A 9,082-nucleotide genomic window follows, 5' to 3' on the forward strand; every position below is an offset into this window, starting at 1 on the left:
AAAAAACCCGGGTTTACAGTAACCGGGTTTTTTCATGTCTGATTTCATTCGCTTCAAAAATAAAAATCTTTCCCATTTTACCGGAAAAGATTTCTTGAGATCGCCTTCACAAAGCTATTAAACTACCCAAATACTATGTACGTAAGAATGAGCACTACTGACCACCGTTCATCTGCACTAGTTCACCTTACTTAGCCAAGATCATTACAGAAGAAACGACGTCTCCAACTTTCTTGTCATTTTGAAATAGACTAGCCACTACATACGCCATCTTGCGTCCGAGCCGTTCTACACGCGCCTCCACTTCCACCGTTCCTATCAACACGGGCCGGTGAAACGTCGTATGAATATCTACAGAAGCAAATGTCTGATCTTCAGCTATTTTGGAAGCAACCGCATAAGCCATCATAATATCTGCCGCAGATGTTAAAAAACCGCCCATCGACACGCCGTTTCCATTCATGAACTTCTCATCCACTGTCCAAACACCACGAGCCAGTCCACCCTCTGCTGACAGTACGTCAAGCTGCAATGTCAAATCACAATTTGGAGGCGTTGCTTCCCCCTTCACTACTTTCATCAAATCTACTGTTTTCAGCTCTGCCATCCGCTCATCCACTCCATTACTTTGTTTTACTATCTGATACACCAGGGGGTAATGCAACCTGAGGTTAATAGGCTTCCAAACAACTACCGCGATACATAACCCGCTATCAGCCCAGTCCTCTAGGATGATCTTAAGCAAGGATGCAAACCACTTCGGTCAGCTATATATTGAAAATCTAGGCTTTAGTAAGTATGCCGTTACTTATCCCCATACTCCCGATAATACCGCTCTACCCCTTCGATCAGACGCTCCGTACGCATCGCTGTATACTGTTCAAACGAAGGGTCTTCGTTCTCTTTAACAAGCGACCATAACGACCAAAGAAAGTCAGTCTTTAACTTTTGCAGATCAAGCGACTCTTTCGAGGAAGCTGGCAAACCGTAATAATCGAGTAACACTTGCTCTTGTTGCTCACTTAACTCACGTTCTAAAATAAACGCCGCCAAATCCCATTCAGGCAAATAATTCGCACTGTACTCCCAGTCGATCAACAGCACTTGCTTGGCATCATTCTGAATAAAATTACCCGTCACCGAATCCATATGACACGGCGCATACTCTTGCCGCTCCCCTTGCGTCAATTTCCGTAACCGCTCCTCCAACAACACATAAAGCGAAGGAATTTCCGTTAACGAATGCTTATACTTCTCCACCTCGTCCCAATAATTAAAACGATTATTAAATTCCCTATTCGACGAATGAAGCGTAGCCAACACACCCGCCACTTTCTCCAAATACTCCGGTGTCACAATCAAATCCCGCGTTAAATCAGCTGTCGCATCATAATACGGAGTCATTTTAATACCGTCATCGGTAAACACCACATTACCGACCGTCACCCCAATTTCAGCCGCAATCTGCTGGTTTGCTTTTTCATTTTGGCGATTAATAATGTCTTCAAACTCATGCGCTGGAAAACGTAAAACGTATTTTTGTCCTTTATGTGCGACGAGGAAGTTCAGATTGGTAAGACCGCCTAGTCTTTTGATGTATGTAAGTTCTTCGATTAAAAACACTTTTTATGCACCTCGTTTTTCTGTACTATCGTACTTATTATTCTACTAATATATTTCTGAATTGAAATTAATTATATCAGGACCAACTGTACAATCAAGTAACTATCAGAATAGGCCGATTTTTAATATGTAATCAAAAACACATTTGATTTAGTGCTTGTTGTTTAATGGCTTCTTTGTTGTTTTTTAGAGAGGTAAAACTTCAAATATGCAGGGCCGATATACATTGTCATTTCAGTTCACAGCGTCTTGTGTTGATTCTCTTTGCTTATTACCACTCACTTGTCATATAGAGTGTTTTTCTAAAAAGGATACAGGTATTTACTAATTCTTTTGGAGATTGATTATATGTGACTGGTTTTTGTATTGCTTTCCTGTTTTGTCATTTAGGTAATTGATTATGAAATTTGCAACGTCGAGATTCTTCTCGACAATGGTCTTACTCTTTTTATTCTTAAGTTCTTTGGTTATTGGCTGTCTCATTGTGGGATAAGCCTTCGTAACAATGTGGGTTGGCACAGCATACAATTGTGGGTCGACAATCTTCTCATGTTGGGTGGGTGCAGCATCCAACATTGTGTTAGTTGATATTTTGTTTGGATTCGAAGGTGTTTCCTACACACCACAAAGAGTCATCTGATCGTGAAAACGATTGGATGACTCTTTTGATATTATTTTAGCGTACCTATGCGCCATCTAACTTCGAAAATTTCCAGGATATTTCCTAAGTTGTGTAATGCACAGATGCTCAATATTATCTTTCGTTTTTCACTGTTGCTCTCATCTAGTTATCCTAATTAACTACTTACGTTATATATTCATAATCCGAAGGTTTCTTGATAAAGCCGTCAAAATGTTTGCTTTGTGGGGCTTCTTGAATTTCTTTAAGTATCTTTAAAGGTAGTTGTATTGTTACGGCAGTCTCTACTTTGTTTCCATGAAGTTTCATAACCTCTCTCTTATATGCCTCCCGATATGGTGTATAAACATGTGAGCCGCCAAAGTTAGATATATTACAAACAACAATATTACAATATAGTATTCTGTGTAAAGAGTCTGAAATAGAGTAATAATAATTTAAGTCCGGATTGAATGCTACTATAAATAAGGTTTGAATCTTCTTTTGCAGAATTTGATGGATCGGTAAATTCAAATAATCTACACAAATTAATACAGCCCAATTTCCAAATTCTTTACTCTTAAATAAATACAGCTTGTTGCCCGGCAAGAAATGATAACCCTCTTTTTTTATAATTGCTTCTTCCGTTGTAGCAGGATATATTTTAGGAACTCTCCAAACCATCGCTTTCTCTCTCATTCCTAATTCTGCCTTAGGACCTGGTACTGCAATGAAAGCTTCATTTTGAATGAACCTTTTCCCATTAATAGTGCTTTTGTGATAAAATTCTACTCCACCAATAATGGTGAGATTATGCGCATTACATATAGTAGGTATATGTGAACTAATATAACTATTCGGAACTGTAATTTCTGGTAGTATTAAAAAGTCTGATTTTTCTTGCCTAGCTACTTCTATCGCTTTGCGGATTTTCTCCCACATGACTTTTGGTTGTTTATAGCTCAAACCATTATTAGGGTCAAGTTTTTCTAAATCAGAAAAATTATCATTACCTATCTGACCAATTGTCACCTTAATATCTTCCTTCATGTCCCTATCCCCTTAACTGATCTGTATCTATCTCTAATAATTCTAGTTTTCTGTTATACTTTTTAAAAATCAATTCATTCTCTATATTTGTAGAATAATCCTTAATAAAGTTTACGATACCATGATCGGATCTATTAGAGTGGTAAGCTTCTCGATAAGGCAACCTTTCATACGGTGCTCCGTAAATATCTTGATAAAACTCTTGATGAATATTTAAATTATCTACAAAAAAACTTGCAACTTTTGAAGATGGATAATAAGTTAATTCGAAATAACTTTGTAAATCATTCCACTTGTACAGTGAGTACTCTTTTGTGATATGGCTGTGAACTGGTTGGTTTGTGAGTAATGAAAATAGTAACTTAGCATAATAGTGAGTACTGGCTAATCTCAAAGAGTCGTTATTATAAAAATCTTTTTTTATAATCTCATTACGAATTAACTTCCATTCATCAAAATTAATTTCTATATTAAATAAATTATTTTTTTCAAAATAATTGTCGTCTTTACTTTCAATTTTTATCTCTTCTTGTTTTTTTATTATTGTAGCCAATATATTAATATATTCATATTCAGCTAAGGGATGAAAAACATCTTGTTTTGCTGATATAGTTTCTAGATTGTAAGGCAACATTTCACAATAAAATATCCAGTCAGCAATTGCTATGTTCACCTTGGAATCCTTATGCTGTTCAGGCAAAAATGCAAAGCGATCATCTGAAACCGAATAATACTTTCTAATTCTTGTGAAGGATTTAAATCTCTCTCTTGCAAAAGAGCGATAAGGCGAATCTGTTATACTATCATTATTTTCACACTTTTCATCGCACCATTCATAAATACCTTTATAGTATTTCGGATTTCCAAAATATTTTTTTATACTATGGTGTATAAATTCCTGCACTTCAAAATATAATTCCTTTTTGGAACCTTGTAATAATACGCCTAAATCTCTGCCATCTGTAATATCATCAAGCTTCAAAAGGAGATTTTTATTTAAGGTTTTACAGGATATTTTTGCAAAAGCAAGCCAATTAGTAATATCTTTATTTTCTTCTGATAGGATCTCTTTATTTATTACGTTATATATAATACTATCTATTTCATTGAAACTATATTCTTTAATATTCCTATCCCAATATAGTCCTCTTTTAAAAATTTCGATACCCGTCATTAAAATATTATCTGAATTAATGAATTCCTTTTCAATAAATACTTGTTTTTTAGGATAAGCAAATATGTATTCATTATATGCTATATACATGATTCTGAGGTTATTCGGACATTCATTATCTATGTTGCACAATTGAAGGGGTAGCCTCAATCTCATAATCGAAAGTGACCAATAAAGTTCAAATTTTTCTGGCCATGTAATGAAAGGCATAGCATACCATGTTAAAAATACTTCATTAAAAATATTTCTTAATAGATTTCTCTGCATTTCTGTAAAAGCATACCAATTAGTAGATATTATATTAAGTATTCTAGCTCTGATAGTAGAGAAATATACAAGATTATTTTTATTTGAATATCCGATATGGGAGGACAAGTTAAGTAAGAACTTCTTTAATTTATCGTAACCATCATCTTGATCTTGGATTAGTTTTAGAATCATTAAAATATAGACATCATAAAAACCCATTTTATAAGGATATTTTTTTACAGCTTCAGTTAATAGGCAAAAAAACTTACTGAGTTGTTCCTTTTTTAAAGTTGTTCGATGGATTATTTCATGGTAAGAATTTTTCAGTCGCCATGCGGCGAATATTTTAACAGTTTCTTCTTTTAACTCTCCCAGATCATTATTTGCACTCATGTAAAACAGCATTTCTTGAATAAACATATTCAACTCTTGATCACTTAACGCTTTTAATTTTGTATCAACTGTTGTAGATACGCTTTTAGTTATATGACTAGTTTCTATACAACTTTCCGTTATGGAGTTTGGGTATATTTTTATTCCTAGCCAAGTTAATCGTTGTTTTAAGTTTTCATCATAGTCTACTGGATCTACTTCTAGCTTGTTAATTTCCTCTTTTAATATTTGTATATTAGAAGGGTCTGCCTTTTTTGTCTTTTCTAATTCATCCAGAATCATTGAAATTTCTTCATTGTTAGTCGGTAACGTTTTCGAAAGAGAAGTTTTCAATTCTATAGATTTAATTTTCGATTTAACTTTCTTAATATATTCAATAAGAGTTTTTTCATTTCTAGACATAAATACATAATCATCTGTATATCTTAAAATAGATATTTCATCTTGTTTTTTCTCTTCTTTTATGTAAGACTGAATAGATTTATCTACAAAATGATTTAAAGTACAATTCGATAAAAAATTCGATGCGATCAAATCTAAAGGTAAAGTACTATTCAAATATAGCACTAATTTATTTACATCAAATTCCATATTTTGATGACTAGGATTTAAATTTTCAAATAACCGCTTAAGCAGTTCTAAATAACTTTTGTCAATATTATCCACGTCAGGATAAGTTATTTCAATTTGTAATAAAGCTTTTATTGTTGAAGAAATTGTTTTGGTGTTAAAGTATGTGGTATCAAAATCTTTTATATTTCGAAGCTCTGCCAACCTTTTATTAATTGCTATTTCTATATAAACTTTTTTTAAAGTAGGAAAGAATTCCTTAATATCAAGTTCACCTATAAAGACCTTATTTCTACCAGTTAACAACTTATCTACTTCTTTTGTTTTATGATAATTAAACTTCCTCAAAGCCATTTGATGGCTTTCATATAACTTTTTATCATTATAATGTATATAACTTGATGTCCAAGTATTACTTTCTTCTACCACTTGAGTACTGGACAAACGCTTTAATCTTCCATTAAAACTCCAAGGAACCATCCAATTAAACTTTTCTCGAATATTTTCATCGCAGATTGAATAGGTATTTTTAATTTTTTCATTGGTGTCGAACCATTCACCTATAATAAGGATAATTGTTGCCCATAAAACTTGATATTTAAAAGGGAAAGATACTTTAGGTCTCATCCTCACCTCATCGTTCTGCCCGTTCGATTTTGGAAAGAAATAAAGATATCCTTTCATTCGATTAATTTCTTGTACTAATTCCTCAGGGTTTTCTAACAGCTCGTATAAATTATCAATATTCGATTTCAAGTCTTTTTCAAATGAAAGTATGTCTACTGGATCCGTGAAACTCGTTTCTATATTCACAAAATGCTTAGCTTTTTTATAGCCGAAGTACAAAAAATTTATATAAGTATCTTTTTCCATAAGATGACCTCGCTAAAATTATTATTATTCCACAAATCTATCACTTTCTACTAAAAAATAATATCTATTAAAAGAGACGGTAAATATCAAGAGGATAATTTATATTTATTTCTTCGAACTGTATTCAACTAATAGATAACATAACTAAGTTATTAATTTTATTGATTTAAATGGTATTATATAATACTAATATTAATATCGGTAAGAAATGACTAAATTGAACCAATGCTCAAATATTTAAGAGTAAATGATTTTAACTAATTCATGTCTAGAACATTTAAGAATCCAAATAATTCTGCAACGACTCCATTACAACCTTATGCTCCTTTATCTACTCATCCAAATTCACGCTTTTCTATCTCTTCCAAAATTCGATCTGCTGATTAACTTGCTCCAACTGTTGTTTCAACCGCTCAATTTCTTCTGAGTTATCCTTCATTTGCTGTTCCTCCTTTACACTTTCATACCAGTTCTGCTTTCAGATTATAATTAGCTATCTATCCTCAAACATTATATAATAAGAACACACATTCTCGTCTTGTAGGAGGGCTCACTATGACGATTGGAGAATTGATATACTCTACGAATTCACGATCTTACAACTTTTTACTGGAAGATAGTAAAGCGGCAAAAGAATAATAAACTGCCAATTGTTAGAACAGCAATCTGAAGATAAATTCACTGCCTTCTTCTAATGAAAAATTGAACAGTCTGCTCTGCGCATTACTGCTTAGCAGTGGACGTATTATGTCTTCTGCCATTAACCACAAATATTTCCGATTCACTTTCCATACAAAATACAATGAATGGACTCATTCCTGCTATCAACAGTTACAATCCTATGTACCAGACTTTCTTATTAAGAAGGAACAAACTACGGATACACGGAGTAAATTCGGCTTTACGAAGCGCGTGGTGATTAAATCTGCTCCTTGTGCTACTGCTGAAGCATTATACTGCGATTGGTATCAGAACGGCTCCAAAGGCATACCTCTGGAGTTTGTTGAACAGCATATGACGGCTCAGACACTCGCGTGGTGGGATCAGGAATGCGGTCACTTGAAAGTGAAAGAAAACGGCACGCTGGAGAAACTGATTCTCTCCACCGAGCAATGGACCGAGGACGAGCTTCGGTTACTTCAATATGTAGTAAATATCAAATTCAATTTCCTTTTTGCGATAGACGGGCAACGAAGACTTATCCTGTATGACCAACTGCAAATCAAATATTTTCTAGACATGGTTGCACATTGGATCCATCCTGTGTTCTCCTATAAAATTAAGAATGTAGAAGTTCGCAAACCCATTGCTAAGCGGACAACTATACGGCTTCCCAATCAAATTTCTATTACCTCTCCTACTGAAGAAATCAATCAAATGATTCAGCAATGATTTAGCGCACCTGTGCATTACACAAATTCTAAACTATTCAGAATCCTCTTCAATTTGTGTGATGCACATGTGCTTAATATCTTTGCTGCAAATAACGCTGTGAATTTGGAAACTCAGTTAACAAATGCTTTATCACATATAACTGATGCCGATATTGCAAAAGCCTCAGCTCAATTAACAAAACAGCGAGTACTTTTACAGTCAACTCAATCAATGATTGCTCAAGTAAATCAGACTAGTCAAGGTGTGTTAGAATTACTGAAATAGAAGTAGATATGAATTAAAACTGGAGCTAGTATAGATGTATGGACACAAGTTAGTTAAGTCTCTATCCTAATAAATATAGACGTTTTAGCAATATAGAAACTGTGTAGATAATCACCTTTGCTGAAGATAGCATCAAGTAATTCACACCTGCCTAACTCACGGTAATTTATATGCTCTTTACCTTTAGCTTTCACTAAGTAGTATTCACCTTCACTAAAAAACAACGGCAAAGTTCCACCCCTGAAATCTGGTGTTGCATAAATATCAATAGATACTAAATCAAAACAACTGTTCAGACGTTCGCTAAATCCATTTGGCATTATACCTTTACCAAAATCAATCATTATTGATTCCATAATATTCTCCTTCAAGAATTATGTTTTTCTGGTTTGTCTGTTCATTATACAACTTAACGTATAATGCACAGGTTGTGTTCTATATTAGTTTTAGCAAATAAGCGTCACCTGATAAGTTATCAGGTGACGCTTTAATTTCTAAGTTTAGATTAGCATTATTCAGGTAATTGTGTTACAGCTTCTTTTTCCACCGTTACCTCAACTTTTTCACTTTCATTACTATTTGTATTTGTCAGACTAACTTTAATTGTCGACTCTACAAATTGTTGTTTTAAACTGATTACCAGTTCACCTTCTTTAGATGCAACAGCAGTTCCCAGTAACGTTATACCATCTACTTTATATATTTTAACAGTATCTTTCAAAGCCAATCCTGTCAGAGTAACAGTGTCGGCAATTCCCACATTATTCGCTACAGTGATTGTGTCGACCTCTGGAGCGGTTGTTTCTTTTTCAGCGGCAATTGTAGCTTCGATCTTCTCACTCTCTAGACTGTTGGCATTCGTCACACTAACT

General features: G+C 34.0%; 8 protein-coding genes. 2 read left to right on the forward strand and 6 right to left on the reverse strand.

Annotated features, from left to right (window positions below):
• Positions 1-187: 187 nt before the first annotated feature.
• From CSV75_RS07630 to CSV75_RS07645, 4 genes are all read right to left on the reverse strand, one after another.
• Positions 188-607, reverse strand: a complete 420-nt coding sequence (locus CSV75_RS07630) for a PaaI family thioesterase (RefSeq protein ID WP_099675292.1) — start codon at positions 605-607, stop codon at positions 188-190.
• A gap of 197 nt (positions 608-804) precedes the next feature.
• A complete protein-coding gene (locus CSV75_RS07635; protein WP_099675293.1) occupies positions 805-1,623 on the reverse strand; it encodes a choline kinase family protein in 819 nt (272 codons plus the stop codon).
• A gap of 805 nt (positions 1,624-2,428) precedes the next feature.
• The gene (locus CSV75_RS07640; protein ID WP_099675294.1) at positions 2,429-3,292 is read right to left on the reverse strand and encodes a carbon-nitrogen hydrolase family protein; all 864 of its coding nucleotides are present in this window, start codon (positions 3,290-3,292) and stop codon (positions 2,429-2,431) included.
• 4 nt (positions 3,293-3,296) lie between these two features.
• The gene (locus CSV75_RS07645; RefSeq protein ID WP_099675295.1) at positions 3,297-6,551 is read right to left on the reverse strand and encodes a reverse transcriptase domain-containing protein; all 3,255 of its coding nucleotides are present in this window, start codon (positions 6,549-6,551) and stop codon (positions 3,297-3,299) included.
• A gap of 702 nt (positions 6,552-7,253) precedes the next feature.
• On the opposite strand from CSV75_RS07645, the gene CSV75_RS07650 reads away from it, so the two are divergent.
• Positions 7,254-7,943: a hypothetical protein gene (locus CSV75_RS07650; protein WP_255406631.1), complete on the forward strand. Its 690-nt coding sequence runs from the start codon at positions 7,254-7,256 to the stop codon at positions 7,941-7,943.
• Positions 7,944-8,042: 99 nt separating this feature from the next.
• Entirely contained in the window at positions 8,043-8,210 is a 168-nt protein-coding gene (locus CSV75_RS16750; protein ID WP_158231625.1) for a flagellin, read from the forward strand.
• A gap of 53 nt (positions 8,211-8,263) precedes the next feature.
• Here the strand turns inward: CSV75_RS16750 and CSV75_RS07660 are convergent, their stop codons facing one another.
• Positions 8,264-8,566, reverse strand: coding sequence for a hypothetical protein (locus tag CSV75_RS07660; protein WP_099675298.1), 303 nt, complete (start codon positions 8,564-8,566; stop codon positions 8,264-8,266).
• A 155-nt stretch (positions 8,567-8,721) separates the two neighbouring features.
• The coding region (locus CSV75_RS16275) for an Ig-like domain-containing protein (RefSeq protein ID WP_233191602.1) at positions 8,722-9,082 on the reverse strand (361 nt) is incomplete at its 5' end.

Source organism: Sporosarcina sp. P18a, assembly GCF_002743135.1.
Lineage (GTDB): Bacteria > Bacillota > Bacilli > Bacillales_A > Planococcaceae > Sporosarcina.